Source organism: Amycolatopsis rhizosphaerae (genome assembly GCF_007713715.1).
GTDB lineage: Bacteria > Actinomycetota > Actinomycetes > Mycobacteriales > Pseudonocardiaceae > Amycolatopsis_E > Amycolatopsis_E rhizosphaerae.
Map to the genome: position 1 here is coordinate 1 of NZ_VJWX01000107.1, position 16446 is coordinate 16446.

Annotated in this window: 15 protein-coding genes; 5 read left to right on the forward strand and 10 right to left on the reverse strand. The window is 67.5% G+C overall.

The genetic code is table 11. The features are described from left to right. Nucleotides 1-194: 194 nt before the first annotated feature. The 4 genes from FNH05_RS13385 to FNH05_RS13400 all read right to left on the reverse strand — a co-directional run bounded on the left by FNH05_RS13385 (nucleotide 195) and on the right by FNH05_RS13400 (nucleotide 3797). The gene (locus FNH05_RS13385) at nucleotides 195-887 is read right to left on the reverse strand and encodes a DUF7340 domain-containing protein (RefSeq protein WP_144587979.1); all 693 of its coding nucleotides are present in this window, start codon (nucleotides 885-887) and stop codon (nucleotides 195-197) included. Nucleotides 888-1228: 341 nt separating this feature from the next. Next, nucleotides 1229-3226, reverse strand: coding sequence for an AAA family ATPase (locus FNH05_RS13390; protein ID WP_144587981.1), 1998 nt, complete (start codon nucleotides 3224-3226; stop codon nucleotides 1229-1231). Further along, nucleotides 3223-3576 carry a hypothetical protein gene (locus FNH05_RS13395; RefSeq protein WP_144587983.1) on the reverse strand — a complete coding sequence of 118 codons (354 nt, stop codon included), beginning with the start codon at nucleotides 3574-3576 and terminating at the stop codon, nucleotides 3223-3225. The genes FNH05_RS13390 and FNH05_RS13395 overlap by 4 nt, the downstream gene beginning before the upstream one ends. Continuing rightward, nucleotides 3573-3797: a hypothetical protein gene (locus tag FNH05_RS13400; RefSeq protein WP_144587985.1), complete on the reverse strand. Its 225-nt coding sequence runs from the start codon at nucleotides 3795-3797 to the stop codon at nucleotides 3573-3575. Before FNH05_RS13400 ends, FNH05_RS13395 begins: the two co-directional genes overlap by 4 nt. Before the next feature lie 550 nt (nucleotides 3798-4347). Between FNH05_RS13400 and FNH05_RS13405 the strand changes: the two genes are divergently transcribed. After that, nucleotides 4348-4686: a hypothetical protein gene (locus tag FNH05_RS13405; protein WP_144587986.1), complete on the forward strand. Its 339-nt coding sequence runs from the start codon at nucleotides 4348-4350 to the stop codon at nucleotides 4684-4686. A gap of 162 nt (nucleotides 4687-4848) precedes the next feature. Here FNH05_RS13405 and FNH05_RS13410 read toward each other — a convergent pair whose 3' ends face one another. Continuing rightward, a complete protein-coding gene (locus FNH05_RS13410; RefSeq protein ID WP_144587988.1) occupies nucleotides 4849-6423 on the reverse strand; it encodes a recombinase family protein in 1575 nt (524 codons plus the stop codon). Between the two features lie 77 nt (nucleotides 6424-6500). Further along, a complete protein-coding gene (locus FNH05_RS13415; RefSeq protein WP_144587990.1) occupies nucleotides 6501-8096 on the reverse strand; it encodes an AMP-binding protein in 1596 nt (531 codons plus the stop codon). Nucleotides 8097-8209: 113 nt separating this feature from the next. Here FNH05_RS13415 and FNH05_RS13420 point away from each other — a divergent pair, with 113 nt between their 5' ends. Continuing rightward, nucleotides 8210-9025, forward strand: a complete 816-nt coding sequence (locus FNH05_RS13420; protein WP_144587992.1) for a helix-turn-helix transcriptional regulator — start codon at nucleotides 8210-8212, stop codon at nucleotides 9023-9025. 209 nt (nucleotides 9026-9234) lie between these two features. Here FNH05_RS13420 and FNH05_RS13425 read toward each other — a convergent pair whose 3' ends face one another. Both FNH05_RS13425 and FNH05_RS13430 read right to left on the reverse strand, forming a co-directional pair. Next, entirely contained in the window at nucleotides 9235-10386 is a 1152-nt protein-coding gene (locus tag FNH05_RS13425) for an acyl-CoA dehydrogenase family protein (RefSeq protein ID WP_144587994.1), read from the reverse strand. A 14-nt stretch (nucleotides 10387-10400) separates the two neighbouring features. Beyond that, entirely contained in the window at nucleotides 10401-11573 is a 1173-nt protein-coding gene (locus FNH05_RS13430) for a CaiB/BaiF CoA transferase family protein (RefSeq protein WP_144587996.1), read from the reverse strand. Between the two features lie 82 nt (nucleotides 11574-11655). On the opposite strand from FNH05_RS13430, the gene FNH05_RS13435 reads away from it, so the two are divergent. Next, the gene (locus FNH05_RS13435) at nucleotides 11656-12831 is read left to right on the forward strand and encodes a permease (protein ID WP_246127707.1); all 1176 of its coding nucleotides are present in this window, start codon (nucleotides 11656-11658) and stop codon (nucleotides 12829-12831) included. Between the two features lie 9 nt (nucleotides 12832-12840). Here FNH05_RS13435 and FNH05_RS13440 read toward each other — a convergent pair whose 3' ends face one another. After that, nucleotides 12841-15051, reverse strand: coding sequence for a heavy metal translocating P-type ATPase (locus FNH05_RS13440; RefSeq protein WP_144588000.1), 2211 nt, complete (start codon nucleotides 15049-15051; stop codon nucleotides 12841-12843). Next, complete coding sequence (locus FNH05_RS13445; protein WP_144588002.1) at nucleotides 15051-15254, reverse strand: heavy-metal-associated domain-containing protein; 204 nt, start codon at nucleotides 15252-15254, stop codon at nucleotides 15051-15053. Before FNH05_RS13445 ends, FNH05_RS13440 begins: the two co-directional genes overlap by 1 nt. Before the next feature lie 142 nt (nucleotides 15255-15396). Here FNH05_RS13445 and FNH05_RS13450 point away from each other — a divergent pair, with 142 nt between their 5' ends. Further along, the gene (locus FNH05_RS13450) at nucleotides 15397-15678 is read left to right on the forward strand and encodes a metal-sensitive transcriptional regulator (RefSeq protein ID WP_144588004.1); all 282 of its coding nucleotides are present in this window, start codon (nucleotides 15397-15399) and stop codon (nucleotides 15676-15678) included. Nucleotides 15679-15771: 93 nt separating this feature from the next. Beyond that, nucleotides 15772-16368, forward strand: coding sequence for a D-sedoheptulose-7-phosphate isomerase (locus FNH05_RS13455; RefSeq protein ID WP_144588006.1), 597 nt, complete (start codon nucleotides 15772-15774; stop codon nucleotides 16366-16368). The last annotated feature ends 78 nt before the right edge of the window (nucleotides 16369-16446 follow it).

The following is a 16446-nucleotide window of genomic DNA, read 5'->3' on the forward strand; positions in this document are numbered from 1 at the left end:
GGGCGATGGACACCCGTTGCGCGCCGTCCCTGCCGCTCGCCCCGTGCCCCGTGCCCCGTGCCCCGTGCCGCTCGTGCCTCGTGTTGGGCACCACACGCCACACGCGACCACCGAACCGGCAGGCAGACGGCAAGCGACGCACCGGCCGCCGGATAACGCAGGCAGGGACACAGCCTGAGGCGACCGCTGCCGCGCTAACCGTCAGTCCCTGGCAGCCTCCAGCCCGGCGAGCCGCCAGCGCCTGCGAGAGACGCGCTCAGTGCCCCGGACGACGGCTCTCCGGTCTCGCCCTGTGTGGTCGACCCATCGATCGCTGCGGCCAGCTCCTCGAACCGCTCAGGCGCCCACGTCTCACCGCAGGCGAGGCAGACGCAGCCAGCCGCCATGTCCACAACGAGCGCGGGGGTCTGGACACGTTCGCCGCTCGCATCGGTCCGGCCGATCATCCGCGCGTGGCACATCGGGCATTCCGCTGCCCGACCGTGACCGTCGCGAAGGTGGATGCGCTTCGACGGTTCAAGCACACTCCGGATCGAGTCTCGCAACGCGCGAGCCTCAGCGAGTTGGTTCGCGATGAACTCATCGTCTGTCCATTCAGGACACTCGTTCATCAGTGCCCGCAGTGCGGCGCGTGGCGCCGAACCCCACGCTTCCCGAACGTCGCGGTACAAGTCGAACGCTTCGACGTGAATCGGAAGCTTCGCCTTGAATCCGCTTGTGCCACCCGGAAGTTTCGACAGCTTGTCGCGAATCGATCCTTCGAGTCGATCGAGCAGGGACGGCAGACGCGAGTAGCCCACAACATCGCCGTTGTCGTCGAGTCTCTGCACGATCTCCGGATCGATGATCTCGTGAAGCGTCCCGCGCAACTGTTCGCGCAGCGTCACGACTCGTCGCATTCGAGCATCCGACAACCCGTCCCCCTTCCTTGGATTCCTGACCGGGATCTGCCGCCCGTGTCTCGTGTTCCCACATGCTCCGCTAGCTGCCCGAGTGCTTGGCCGTGCCGTGTCGCCGGGCCTCCGTGCGGGTGGCTGATTCACGAGAGCCACCTACGTAGTAGGGGTGATCTTGAATCGTGAATCAGCGCAGGTCAGCGTGGGTGATTCACGGCCGAGAGTGATCAACTTCTGATTCATGATCTTGAGTTGCCGAGTACCCGCAGGTCAGGGGGTGATTCAGGGTGCTGATTCAGCGGCGTGAATCAGCAGAATCATTGAATCGGCGCCTACGCGAGTCTGCCCTGCGCGGCATCTCCGATGGCTTGCCAGTGGTCGCGATTCTGGGCCACGCAGCGTTGGATGGCCGAGTAGTTCACGTTCAGCGATGTCGCCAGATCACGGTAACTCAGTTGCGCTCCGACCTTTTCACACTCAGCACGAATTCTTTGCCACAACTCGGGATAGTCGATGCTCGTCGCTGTCGATGTCTTCGTATTGGCTTCCGCAACGACCCAAGGCCATTCCATGATCCCGACACCGCGACGTAATGCCGTCGGCCATTCGCGCTCATCTCGTTGGCCTCGCCAGTGTTCGAGCTTCCCTGTGGGCGACAAGTACATTCCAAACTCCGGCCATCGCATCCAAAGTCGCGGACCATAAGGGCGCTTGATGACGTGCTCACCGTTGACCACGTGCGGTGCGTGCGCCTCGATCAGTAAGGCAAATCCGCTGTCCGTGCGGAGCCTGTCGAGGACACGCGTTACTGCCCGCGCCGACTTCTCGTCTGCCGCATCCGCGTCGTGCATCTTGTAGTGAGGGCCAATGATCAATACGTCCGGCTGGCACTTTTCGACGGTGAATCGTAGCCATTCGGCATCCTGCGCGTTAACGAGGTCTACACCCGCTGGTCGGCATTTGATGTGTAGGTTTCCGCGCTGATATTCGTTCCCTGCTAGTTCGCGAAGACTCGCAAGCTTGCGCCTGGTCTGCCTTTCGGAGTTCTCCAGATCAACATACAACACTCGAATAGGGTTGATCTTGACGTCAAGAAACGGGTGTTTGCCTGACGACAGGCGCATAGCGACCTGCCGCATGAGCGTTGACTTCCCCTTCCCTTCCTCGCCGGTGACGATGATTCGGTCGCCCCGTTCGATGAGGTTAGGTACAAGCCAGTCGTAATCCTCATCCTGAGTTGCAAGGAAGTCGTCTAGCTCGGTCGCTTCGTCGTCGCAATCCGGCAAGGCGGCCGGTTGCATCGGCGCGCCGAGAACGAACGGCCCACCCATCATCGCGGGAGGTGTCCACAGGGGACCGTTCGGCCCGACGTATCCGTTCGTTGGTGTACCTCCCATGATCAACGCTTGACCGGGTGTCGTTGGTGGATTGTCTGCCTTGGCCCAGATGCGAACGAAGTCCCTCGCGAGCCAACCGGGCTGCCTGGACTCTTTCTCGCGTGCGTGTTCGTAGCTCGACACCACGGACCACGCTTGCCCGATCGACAATCCCGACTTTTTGCACGCCGCGAGAACCTTGAACGTCGATCCGCTGCGCTCGATACCACCGTCCGGCTTCAGCATCGGATGATCGATCGCCCACGAGACGATGAACGGCAACGGGTTCGGCGGAACCTCCGCCGTGATCACGACCTGTTCGGCGGGCACGGTGTGGGCACCCGGTGCGACGGCCCGCAGGTCTACCCCGAGGAGCGCGGCCAACTCGTCGACCGGCCACACCTTCGGCCCCACCCGCGCGATCATGACCGGCATCGGGGGTTCCGTCTTGTGGTTCAGGGTGCCGGGCAGCCGAAGCAGGCTTTCATCGCTCCACTTGGCGTCGCCGCCCAGCCTCTCCGCGAGGGTCTTGTTCAGGCGGGCATGCGTCCCGAGGTCCACAGGCTCGCTCAGCGGCACGTAACCGTGCTGATGCCCGGATGTACCGGACCGCACGATAAGCGGCTCCAGGGCGGCCCACAGCGTCGCGTCCGCCGGTTCCTGGTCGAGGTCCACCCACAGGGTGTGCGGCAGCAGAGCCGATCCCTTGCGCCGGTCCTTCGTGAACCTGATGGCGGGAGCGATGTAGCAGTCAGCCCGCGTGCCGCTATCGAGGAACTGCCCCACGTCGTGGACGTAGTCCGGCCATTGATCCGGATAGTTGTACTGCTTGTCGAACCACTCGCGATGCCTGCGCGTGGTCGGGTCGTAGTCGATGCCATACGCGACAGCCAGCCACCCGGACCGATCGCCAAGGATGTGGGTGCGGTAGATCTCGATATCGTCGCCGGTCACCGCGCCTTCTCCCTTGCGGTGACACCTTTGACCAAGCGGAACAGGTATGCCTCGCGTCCGTCGTCACGCTGCAATTGCCACGTTGTCGCAATCGCGCGCAGTCCGTTCGCATGTGCTTCGACCATCGCCACATCCGGAACGACGATCACGGCACCGCGTCTTTTGATGCAGCAATCACCCGCACACACCACGACGTACTCATGAACCGCACCGACGAATACGGCGACCTGACTGCGCTCGATTGCTACATCGGCCGCCCTCTCGACGCCGTAGCGGAACGTCCGCTTGCTGCTGACCCTCAACGCCGGTACGACGTCGGCAAGCTCGGACCCGCTGTGGTGATCGTTCATGCCGCGCGCTCCGAGATCCTGTGCCCGTTCTCCGTGCCGTCCGCGAGCCACCAGGACCCGCGCTCGCGGATCACGATCACCACGACTTCCGGTGCGACGTCGCCGTATGTGGCGGCGCAGGCTGCCAACTGGCCCACGATCGAACTTCCCCGGTGCCATGCGTCGGCAACATGCCAGCGGTCGCAGCACGGGCAGCGCGCCGTGATCGTCCCTGCGACCATGTCGAGCAGCGCAGGCGCTTGGTGCTCGTACGCACGACCGGCCGCAAGACTGGGACCAAAGTGGAGGGTTGCTCTGACCATATCTACGTCAGAGCCTGCGCCGTGACCTGCGGGAACCCCGTGATCCGGCCTGACCTTATCGAAGTCGGCTACCGTGGTAGGATAGTCCACAGTGGATCACTCCCTTCTGTTTTGAGTTGTTGAGCGAGAACAGCCCCCGGTAAGCCTGGTCAGCTTTCAGCCGGGGGCTTTCTCATGCGGGTGCTCAGTCATCGAAATAGAATCACCGAAATACGGCCACGCAACCGATCTCGGGTTCACGAACGCTGATAGCACATCGCTGATTGATCTACGCCGTTTGCTTCGCGGTGCCACCGAACGACTCGCGCTCCTCCTCACGTCGAGGGATCATCGCAGCAGAGCATCCGGCGGACGTGCCTTGGCGTGGCCGCGCCCACGCATCAGCCCTCTGCCTGTTTCACTTCTGGACAAGCCGCGTGTCTAGGAAGGCTGCCGCGTCCGCGAGGGATTGGACCTCAACGGAGCAAATTTGACTCAGCGAATCAAGAGCGAATCGCTGAAGGATGAACGGGAAAGCCAGTGTCTGAAATGGACTCTCGCGAAGCTAGATGCCGAGAATGCGACGCAACCGTTCGGCCTGCTCCTCGTTCAGCTTCGGTGCCCTGCGCAGGGCTTCGGCGATCAAAGCTTCCGCGCTGTATGCGTTCTCCAATTCGGAGTGATCGGCATGTGGGTGGTGACGCTTGGCGGCGGCCAATCGACCGCGCGCAGAATGCGCCTTACTCAAAACGCTATTCGTCATGTGAGACGCCACGCCCTATTCAGCGGCAAGCTCGACTTTCGAGTGCGCTTCGACGTGCCCTCCTAGATCCAGTGGAGCATCTGTCCACTGTGGATGCAGGCAGCCGGTAGCAACTGTGGCGGACGTCTCGTCATCGAGGCGCGGACAGCAAAAGACCGGACACCCGGTGTGATCGGATGCCCGGTCTGAGGACTGGCGTTGTGTCGGCCCCTGGCGACCGCTCGACAGCTACGGCGCCGACTGCACCGGCGCTACCTGTTCGGCCGTCGTGAGCCCGTCTGAGCGGCGGAAGCCGACCCGCAGGTGCGCAGGGCACTTCATGTTCCGTGGAGTCGTCTTCTTGAACACGACCAGAAGACCAAGCATGTCCTCGCTCAGCAACAACCGTGCCGCTTCGCGCCGCTGAGGAAGGGTCAGCTTGCCCCACGCCCGCCGCGTATCGGTGAGCGACGGTCCCAAGATCGAAGCCAAACGGCCGGGCGACGACAACTCAGCCTTGCGTCGTTCAAGTTGGGTCACCCGGCCCTTGATCACCTTCACCGCTTGGGCGATCTCGGTAGGAGACATCGGCGAATCGACATCGGCGAGCAGGCTCGACAGTTCGGCTTGCCGATGCCGAAGCTTCGAGATCTGCTGAGTCAACTCGCGCACCTCGTCGTTGCTCTCGTCGTCCTTCTGTGACAGAAAATGTGCGTTCTCTTTTGCGCGAATGAACTCGAAGATCGTTTGCTCGGCGAACTCGTCGAGGTCCTCCACCGGCATACGAACACACCCTTTCAAGCAAACGTAGGCGCTGTCTTCCGTGTCCTTGCGCCGTTTCTTGCCTGACAACGGTGCCCCGCACACTCCACAGTGGGCGATGCCTGTCAACAGGTAAGCCCTCCGACCTTGACCCGATTTCGGGTTGCGGATGTTGCGATCGACAGTCTTGCGCCTATTCACGATTTCCATGACGCGGTAGTGGTCAGCAGTCGAGATGATCGCAGGCCAGCCACCGGGGATTCCGCCTTCGCGTTCCGATCTCGCGCGAAGCTCTTCGTCCTTTCCCCCGTAGTAGCGCAGGCTTGCGTACGCCGGGTTGCGGATCAGATAGCGCAGACGTTGCGCACTAAACGGTTTCCCGTTCTGGTCGGCCACTCCACGCTCAGTCAAGTCCCGCGCCACTGCCTCTATCGGTTCACCCGCGAGGAACCGTTTCACTGACTCTTTAACGATCGCGGCTTCCTCGTCCACAACCGTCCACCACGGCTCGACGGGCTTCCGCGTTTTGCCGTCGTACGCCGGGCGGTACCCGTAAGGCGGTGCGCTATGTGGGCGACCTTGAACCACGGATGCCTTTCTGTCCCGACGTATTCGCTTGCTGATCTTGTATGACTCATACTGCGCATCGTTGGCGTCATCGAGGAGGTCCCGCACGTCTCGGCCATTAGCCGGATCGAAGACTCGGCCGTCACTCATCACCCCGATGAGGATATTCCGCTCCTCGCAGGCTTCGATCAAACTCGCCCACTCGCTGACCTTGCGGCTTCCGCGCGAACTCTCCCACAACAGCAAGCCGTCCGCCTTGAACCTTCCGCTTTCGATATCGGCAACCAAGCGAGTGAAGTCGTCACGGCTTTTGGTGCCGTACTTCGATGCCGAGACGCTGTCCTGATACGGCTTGGGGTGCAGTCGATCACCACGGCGAGTAACCCACTCTACGTGCTCGGAGTGCTGCTCACCGTTGCTCTTGAGGTGCCCGCTCCGGTCGTAGCTCACCCGCAGGTACTCGCGCCAGAGGACGCCGGTCGCTGTCGTGTTCATACCCCCATCGTAGGTACCTATAAGGGAAGCGCGTTTATCGACTGTGAAGGGACCCTTCACGGCCACCGCAGGGGCGCTCAGCCCTTCCGGAGGAGGAACCGCTGAATCTTGCCGCTCGGGGTCCTGGGCAGTTCCGGCACGAAGTGGATCTGCCGTGGGTAGGCGTGGGCGGCATAGCGGGTCTTGACCAGTTGCTGCAACTCGGTCACGAGGTCGTCGCCACGCTCGGCGTCACCGCGCAGCACCACGAACGCGGCGACCACCTCGCCCCGCAGCTCGTCGGGCAGGCCGACCACCGCGGCCTCGGCGACGGCGTCGTGCTCCAGCAGCACGCTTTCCACCTCGAACGGCCCGATCCGGTAACCGGCCATGAGGATCACGTCGTCGTCCCGCGAGGCGAAGAAGATGTAGCCGTCTTCGTCCTTGGTCGCCGCGTCCCCGGTGAGGTACCAGCGCCCGTCTTCGCTGAACCGCTCGGCCGTGCGGTCCGGCGCGTCCCGGTAGCCGGTGAACCACATGAGCGCGCTCGCGGCGAGATCCACCGCCACGCGGCCCTGTTGCCCCGCCGGGGCGGCCTCGTCACGGTCGGCGTGCAGCACCTCGACGGTCCATCCCGGCAGCGCCCGGCCCATCGACCCCGGCTTGAGTTCGCCCTTGATCTCCGGGTGCCAGCCGTTGGCGACCACCATGCCGAGTTCGGTCTGGCCGTAGTGGTCCAGGATCGGCACCCCGAAGACCTTCTCCGCCCAGGCGATCACGTCCGGGTTCAGCGGCTCGCCCGCGGACGAGCAGTGCCGCAGCTTCAGGCCGTCCGGCACCGGCAGGTCCGCGTTGCGCAGTGCGCGGTAGACGGTGGGGCCCGCGGTGAAGTTGGTGACCCCGAAGGTTTCCAGCACCGAGAACGTCAGTTCGGGCGAGAACCCCGAGTGCAGCAGCAGGCTGCGGCGCCCGAGCGCGAGCGGGCCGATCAACGCGTAGTAGAGGCCGTACGCCCAGCCGGGGTCGGCGGCGTTCCAGAACACGTCGGACTCGCTGTGATCGAGCCCGTACTCCTGGTACATCCGCATCGACGCGATCGCCTTCAGCGGGATCGGCACGCCCTTGGGGGTGCCGGTGGTGCCCGAGGTGAACAACTCGACGATGATGCCCTCGCCGCCGACCGCGACCGGCTCCGCCAGCGGTTCGGCCTCGAGCAGGTCGGCGAAGGCGATGTCGTCCCCGCTCGCCGGGCCCACGACCACGATCCGGCGGTCACCGCCGGGGATCTCGTCGAGTTTGGCCCGCTGGCCCGGGTCGCTGATCACCACCTTCGTGCCGTTGCCGCCGACGCGGATGGCGATCGCGGGCGGCGCGAACGCGGTGAACAGCGGCACCTGCACCGCGCCGAGACGCCAGATCGCCAGCACCGCGATCACCAGCTCCTCGGACTTCGCCATCAGCGTCGCCACCCGGTCGCCGGGGCCCACGCCCAGCGCGGCCAGCCCCGCGGCGCACCGGGCGGAGCGTTCGCGCAGCTCACCATAGGTCAGGTCGTGGCTGGACAGGTCCGGCTCGATCACGGTGAAGGCGACGGCGCCGTCCGGGTGGTCGTCGCACAGCACCCGGGCCACGCAGGCGTCGGGCCTGGTGAAGCGGGACAGCAGATCGGCGGCGTGGCGTTGCGGACTCGTCATCGAGGCTCCTTGTACGTGACGCTGGTGTTGAGACGTAGCGTTATGCGGGATGGTCCCGGGCCAAGGACGGCCCGGCTACCCCCGGACGGGGGTGGCGACCCGAGGAGCGCAGCGTGAACGACCAGACACACATCCAGCGGACCCTCGACCGCCTTCAGAAGGTCACCGGGCTGCCGCTCGCCTTCGGCGGCGGTGTGCACGGCACGGCACGGGTCCGGTTGAGCGAGTTCGCCGGGAGCAACCGGGGCGCGCTGCGCGGGGTGGTGCTCGGTCCGGGTCTCGGGCTGGGCGGCCGGGTCGTGTCCCTGCGGCGGCCGATGATCCTGCACGACTACGTCCGCTCCCCCGGGATCAGCCACGACTACGACCGGTACATCACCGCCGAGGGCCTGCGCGCGATGGTCGCGGCCCCGGTCGTCGTCGGCCGGACCGCACGCGCCGTGCTCTACGGGTCGACGCGCAGCGCCGAACCGCTCGGCGAGCGGATTCTGCAGTCCTTTGTGGACGCCGCGAGGGATCTGGAACAGCGGTTCGCGGTGGAGGACGAGCTGGCACGGCGGATGGCCCAGCTCGAACAGGAGACGCGGGCGGAGCGCGTCAGCATCCCCGGGACCTCACAATGGGAGCGGGTCCGGCAGACCTACGCCGAACTGCGGGTCCTGAGCAGGCAGACCGGCGACGAGCGCCTGCGCGCCCTCGCCGACCGCCTCGCCGCCCCACCCGGCGACGGCGCCCCGCGACTGTCCGAACGGGAACTGGACGTGCTCACCTGCGTGGCACTCGGCTGGACGAACGCCCAGATCGCCGCCGACCTTGGCCTGGGCGGCGAGACGGTGAAAAGCTACCTGCGCAGCGCGATGCGCAAGCTGCGCTGCCACACGCGGCTGGAAGCCGTCGTCGCCGCCCGCCGCCACGGCCTGCTGCCTTGACCGCGAGCCCCGGGCTCGGCTCGAGCTCACGCTGCCGACACCGGACTCTGACCGAGGGTGGAACTCACGTTCCCGAGAGTGGGACACAAGCGCCGGAAGGTGGGACACAGGCGCCGGAGCGTGGGACTCGGGCTGGAACGGCCGACTTTGCCGGGTCCCTGGCCGGAGCGGCCCTGAGGGGCCCCCACGGCAGCGCCCGGCGCCGGGGCTCAGAGGCCGCCGCGGGCGATCAGCTGGCGTGCGATGACGGTTTGCTGGATCTCGTTCGTGCCCTCGCCCACGATCATCAGCGGGGCGTCCCGGAAGTAGCGCTCCACGTCGAACTCGGTCGAGTAGCCGTAACCGCCGTGCACCCTGATCGCGTCGAGGGCGATCTCCATCGCCGTTTCCGAGCAGAACAGCTTCGCCATGCCTGCCTCGAGATCGGCACGCTCCCCCGAGTCGTACCGGCGGGCCGCGTGCAGCAGCAGTTGCCGGGCCGCGGTCAGTTTCGTCGCCATCGTGGCCAGGTGGTTGCCGACGGACTGGTGCTGCCAGATCGGTTTGCCGAAGGATTCCCGCTCCTGCGCGTAGCGCAACGCGTCGTCCAGTGCGGCCCGGCCGACGCCGGTGGCCCGCGCGGCCACCTGGATCCGCCCGATCTCCAGCCCGCGCATCATCTGCGCGAACCCCTTGCCCTCGACCCCGCCGAGCACCGCGTCCGCGGGCACGCGGCAGTCCTCAAAGGACAGTTCGCAGCTTTCCACTCCCTTGTACCCGAGCTTGGGCAGGTCCTTGGAGACGGTGAAGCCGGGCACCTTCTCCACGAGCAGCACGCTGATCCCGGTGTGCGCCGGACGGGCCTGGGGATCGGTGCGGCACAGCAGCGCGACCAGGCCCGAACGGCGTGCGTTGGTGATCCACGTCTTGCTGCCGTTGATCACGTACTCGTCGCCGTCGCGCCGGGCCTGGGTGCGCAGGGCCTGCAGATCCGACCCGCCGCCCGGCTCGGTGAGCGCCATCGTCGCCCGCAGCTCACCGGTGGCCATCCTCGGCAGGTAGCGCGCCTTCTGCTCTTCGGTCCCGTGGTCGAGCAGCAGCTTGGCGACCACGGTGTGCCCGCCCATCGCGCCCGCCAGGCTCATCCAGCCCCTCGCGAGTTCCTCGGTGACCATCGCGTAGCAGGGCGTCGAAACCCGGACGTCACCGTAGGGCTCCGGGATCGCCAGCCCGTAGATCCCCAGCCGTTTCATCTGCTCGATGAGCTGTTCCGGGTACCGGTTCTCGTGTTCCAGTTCCCGGGCCACGGGACGCACCTCGCGGTCGACGAAGTCGCGCACGGTGTCCACAATGGCCCGTTCCTCGGGGTCGAGTTCGTACACGTTCTTCCTTTCGTTCAGGCGCCGACGATCCCGTGCGAGCGCAGGCGGGAGACCTCGCGCTCGCTCAGGCCGAGCAGGCTGGTCAGGATCTCGCCGGTGTGCTCGCCGAGGTGCGGGGCGGGACGGCGGTAGGTGGGCGGCGTCGCGGACAGGCCGATCGGATTGCGCACCGTGTCGCCGGGGACGCGGGGTTCGAGGCCGAGGCGTTCGGCCAGGCCGAACGCCTCGGCCAGGGTGTTGACCGGCCCACAGGGCACGCCTAGTGGGGTGAGCAGCTCGAACCAGTCGTCGGCACCGCGAGCCCGCAGTTTTTCGCCCAGCAGCGAGGCGAGTTCGTCGACGTGCGCCACCCGGTCGGTGTTGGTGCGGAAACGCGGATCGGTGGCGAGCCCGGGACTGCCGACGGCTTCGGCCAGTGCGGCGAACTGCCGGTCGTTGCCCACCGCGAGCACGATCGGCCGGTCCGCCGCCGGGAAGACCTCGTACGGCGCGATGGAGGGATGGCGGTTGCCCATGATCCCCGGCACCACCCCGGCCATCAGGTAGTTCGCGCTCTGGTTGACCATGCTCGACAGCAGCGTGCCCAGCAGGTTGACCTCGATCAGCTGCCCGTCCCCGGTGGCGTCGCGGTGCCGCAGCGCGGACAGGATGCCGATGGCCGCGTGCAGCCCGGTAAGAACGTCCACCAGCGCCACGCCCGCCTTGGTCGGCTCCCCCGGGCCGGGCCCGGTGACGCTCATCAACCCGCCGACCGCCTGCACCAGCAGGTCATAGCCGGGGAGCGCGGCGCCGGCGCCGCTACCGAAACCGGAGATCGAGCAGTAGACCAGCCCGGGATTCGCGTCCTTCAGGCTGCCGTGGTCGAGGCCGTAGCGGGCCATCAGGCCCGGACGGAAGTTCTCCACCAGCACATCGGCCCGCAGGGCGAGCTCCCGCGCCGCGGCGAGCCCGGCCGGATCGGTGAGATCGAGCGCGATGGAACGCTTGTTCCGGTTCACCGACAGGTAGTAGACCGCCTCTCCTGCCACGTGCGGCGGCCCCCAGGCCCGGGTGTCGTCGCCGGTGCCGGGTCGCTCGACCTTGATCACCTCGGCACCGAGGTCGGCGAGCAGCATGGTCGCGTACGGCGCGGCGAGCACCCGGCTGAAATCGGCGATCAGCAGCCCGGCAAGTGGTCCATCGGTCACGTCTTCTTCTACCCCATCCGTCCGCGAGGGGTTAGCGCCGGACCGCCACGGGAATACCCGAGGCGGGTATAGGGAGGTGGCTGTGCTGCACGCGATCGGCAGGGCACTGGCGCTGGCCGGATCGATGACCTGGGAAATCCTCTGGGCACTGATCCTCGGCTTCGCGCTGTCCGCGGTGGTCCAGGCCGTGGTGCACAAATCCACGGTGGTGCGACTGCTCGGCGACGACCGGCCCCGCACCCTCGCGGTGGCGGCGGGACTCGGCGCGGCCTCTTCGTCCTGCTCGTACGCGGCGGTGGCGCTGGCGCGGTCCCTGTTCCGCAAGGGCGCGAACTTCACCGCCGCGATGGCCTTCGAAATCGGGTCCACGAACCTGGTCGTCGAACTCGGCATCCTGATGGCCCTGCTGATGGGCTGGCAGTTCACCGCCGCCGAGTTCGTCGGCGGGCCCCTGATGATCGTCCTGGTCGCGCTGCTGTTCCGGCTCTTCGTCCGGGATCGCCTGCTGCGCGCCGCCCGCGAGCAGGCGGACCGCGGACTGGCCGGCTCGATGGAGGGGCACGCCGCGATGGACATGTCCATCCGGCGCGAGGGATCGTTCTGGCGGCGGCTGGGTTCGGCCGAGGGGTTCACGTCGGTCTCGCACGTGTTCGTCATGGAATGGGCCGCGATCCTGCGCGACCTGGTGCTCGGCCTGCTCATCGCGGGCGCGATCGGCGCCTGGGTGCCGGATTCGTTCTGGCGCGTGTTCTTCCTGACCGACCACCCACTGGGCTCGGCCCTGTGGGGCCCCGTGGTCGGGCCCGTGGTCGCGATCCTGAGCTTCGTCTGCTCGATCGGCAACGTCCCGCTGGCCGCGGTGCTGTGGAACGGCGGGATCAGTTTCGGGGGCGTGGTCGCGTTCATCTTCGCCGACCTGCTGATCCTGCCGATCCTCAACATCTACCGGAAGTACTACGGCACCCGGATGGCGCTGACCGTTTTCGGCACCTTCTTCCTCGCCATGGTGGGGGCCGGTTACCTCGTCGAGTTGCTGTTCGGCGTGAGCGGCCTGACCCCGAAGGTGCGGTCGGCGACGGTGCTGGAGGCCGGCATCTCGTGGAACTACACGACCTGGCTCAACATCGCCTTCCTGGCGCTCACCGCCGTGCTGCTGATCCGCTTCTTCCGCACCGGCGGTGCGCCGATGCTCGGGATGATGGGCGGCGGCCCCGCCGCCGAGGACCGGCCCGAACCGCACCACCAGCACCACAGCTGAACGGTGGTGTCAGTGGAAGGTGCGCAGTCGCAGGGAGTTGCTGACCACGAACACCGAGCTCAGCGCCATCGCCGCGCCCGCGATCATCGGGTTGAGCAGGCCGAAGGCCGCCAGCGGCAGCGCCGCCACGTTGTAGGCGAACGCCCAGAACAGGTTTCCCTTGATCGTGCGCAGGGTGCGCCGGGAAAGCCGGATCGCGTCGGCGGCGACCCGGAGATCGCCCCGGACCAGGGTCAGGTCCCCGGCCTCGATCGCCACGTCGGCGCCGGTACCCATGGCCAGGCCGAGGTCCGCCTGCGCCAGCGCGGCCGCGTCGTTCACCCCGTCGCCCACCATGGCCACCCGGTGGCCCTCGTCCTGCAGCCGCTTGACCACGTCCACCTTGTCCGACGGCAGCACTTCGGCGATCACCTCGGCGATCCCGACCTCGGCCCCGACCGTGCGGGCCACCGCCGGGTTGTCGCCGGTGAGCAGCACCGGACGCAGTCCCAGCCCGGTGAGACGGGCAACGGCTTCCGCGGAGGTCGGTTTGACCGTGTCCGCCACGGTCAGCACGGCTCGCACCCGGCCGTCCCAGCCGACCGCGACCGCCGTCTCCCCGCGCTCTTCGGCGGCCGCCTTCGCCTCGGCCAGCGGCTCCGGCAGGTGCAGGCCCCACTGTTCGAGCAGCGCCGGGCGCCCGACGACGGCCGCGAGCCCGCCGACCACGCCCTGCACGCCGAGCCCTTCGACGTTGGTGAAGCCTTCCACGTCGGCTCGCTCGGGCGCGGCCGCGGCGATCGCCCTCGCGATCGGGTGTTCGGAGGCGTGTTCCAGGCTGCCCGCGACCCGCAGCACCTCTTCGCGGTCGACCCCCTCGGCCGGGTGCACTCCGGTGAGCGCCATCCGCCCGGTGGTGACGGTGCCGGTCTTGTCCAGCACGATCGTGTCGATGCCGCTGGTGGATTCGAGCGCCTCCGGTCCCCTGATCAGGATGCCGAGCTGTGCGCCGCGCCCGGTGCCGACCAGCAGCGCGGTCGGCGTGGCCAGTCCCAGCGCGCACGGGCAGGCGATGATCAGCACGGCCACGGCCGCGGTGAACGCCGCGGAGGGCGCGTTTCCCGTGGTCAGCCAGGCGACCAGTGTGCCCAGCGCCAGCACCAGCACGACCGGCACGAACACGCTCGCCACCCGGTCGGCCAGCCGCTGGACGCGGGCCTTCCCGGTCTGCGCCGCCTCGACCAGCCGCGCCATCTGCGCGAGCTGGGTGTCCGCGCCCACGCGGGTGGCCCGCACCACGAGCCTGCCGCCCGCGTTCACCGTGGCCCCGACGACCGGGTCGCCGGGGCCGACCTCGACCGGCACCGATTCGCCGGTCAGCAGGCCGGCGTCCACCGCGGAAGTGCCCTCTTCGAGCACGCCGTCGGTGGCGATCTTCTCCCCGGGCCGGACCACGAACCGGTCGCCCACCCTCAGCAGGGAAGCCGGAATGCGGGTCTCCACCCCGTCCCGCAGCACCGCGACGTCCTTGGCACCGAGTTCCAGCAGCGCACGGAGCGCCGCGCCCGCCCGGCGCTTCGACCGGGCCTCGAAGTACCGTCCCGCCAGCAGGAAGGTGGTCACCCCGGCGGCCACCTCGAAGTACACGTTCGCCAGCCCGTCGCCGCGCTGGACGGTGAACTCGAAGGAGTGGCGCATGCCGATCATGCCTGCCATGCCGAACAGCAGCGCGCAGAGCGACCACAGGTAGGCGGCCAGGGTGCCGACCGAGATCAGCGTGTCCATGGTCGCGCTGCCGTGCCGCAGGTTCGCCCAGGTGGCGCGGTGGAACGGCCAGGCGCCCCAGGTCACCACCGGGGTGGCCAGCGCCAGCGAGACCCACTGCCAGTAGTCGAACTGCAGCGCGGGGACCATCGCGAGCACGACGACCGGGACGGCCAACGCCGCGGAGGCGACCAGGCGGAGGCGCAGGGGACGGGTGGCTTCCTCGTCCGCGTCCGCTTCTTCACTCGCGGGTTCGGGAAGCGCGGCGGTGTACCCGGCCGCCTCGACCACCTCGATCAGGCGGTGCGGATCCACGCCGGAAGGGAAGGTCACGTCGGCCTTCTCGGTGGCGTAGTTGACCGTGGCGGTCACACCGTCGAGCTTGTTGAGCTTCCTCTCGATCCGCATCGCGCAGGACGCACAGGTCATCCCGCCGATTGCGAGTTCCAGCCGGTCGTGCTCCGCGGTGGCGGCCATCAGGCGACCTGGTAACCGGCCTCGTCGACGGCCGCGCGGATCGCCTCGTCGCTGAGCGGCGCGGCGCTCACCACGGTGACGGCTCCGGTCGGCAGGTCGACCGAGACGGACTCGACGCCCTCGATCCTGCCGACTTCTTCGGTGACCGACTTGACGCAGTGTTCGCAGGTCATGCCGGTGACGGTGTAGACGGTCTCAGTCATGACCCGACTATACCCCTTACCGGTAAGGGGAGAGCGGCCGGTTGCGTGACGCCGATCCCAACCCGAGCACGGGAAAGCTGTCTTCACCATACGGGGAGCGGGTATGATGGCGGTTCAGTCGAGCACGAAGGTGGGCATGGATATGGCTAGCTACAGCGGGGACAAGGACGCCTACCTCAAGCGCCTCCGCCGAATCGAAGGGCAGATCCGCGGCCTGCAGCGGATGGTCGAAGAGGACAAGTACTGCATCGACATCCTGACCCAGGTCTCCGCCGCGACCAAGGCACTCCAGTCGTTCTCGCTCGAACTGCTGGACGAACACCTGTCCAGCTGCGTGGTCGACGCCGCCAAGGCCGGTGGCCACGAGGCCGAGATCAAGGTGCGCGAGGCCTCCAACGCCATCGCCCGGCTGGTCAAGTCCTGATCCCGGGACTCCCCCGCCAGGCAAGCGCTTTTCGTGCCGCCGGGCGTGGACCGAGCGGCGTTTAGCCCGTCTGCCAGCGGGCATTCAGCGGCCATGAGCGCCACCACCGGGACACCGATACCGAATGTGGCGAGCGCACACCTGAACACCTTGGACGACACGCTGGAGGCGTTGCGCCAGCAGACCGCACGGCTGACCCGTTGGGGGCGACTGCTCGCCGAACGGCTCCGTGCGGGCAACCGCGTCCTCGCCGCCGGTAACGGCGGTTCGGCCGCCGAAGCGCAGCAGCTCGCCGCCGAACTGGTGGGCCGCTACCACGACGAGCGCCGCCCGTTCTCTGCGATCGCACTGCACGCCGACACCTCGAGCCTGATGGCGCTCGGTGACGAGTACTGCCATGACTACGCGCAGGTGTTCGCGCGTCAGGTGACCGCACACGCGCGCCCCCGCGACATCGTCGTACTGCTGTCGGCCAACGGCCGCAGCCGCAACCTCACCCTCGCCGCGGAGGCGGGGATCGGGGCCGGCGCCACCGTCTGGGCCCTGACCGGCCCCGGCCCCAACCCGCTCACGAACGTGGTCGACGATGCGATCTGCCTGCCGGGTACCGCCGCCGCCGTGCAGGAGGCACATCTGGTCGCGATACACATCCTGTGCGCCACCCTGGAACAGGAGCTGCGCGCGAACTGACCTACACCGTCCTCAGTGGACACCCGGGACCGGCCGGGCCCGAGTCCCACCCCGAACTGTCAGACCACCCCCCTAGAG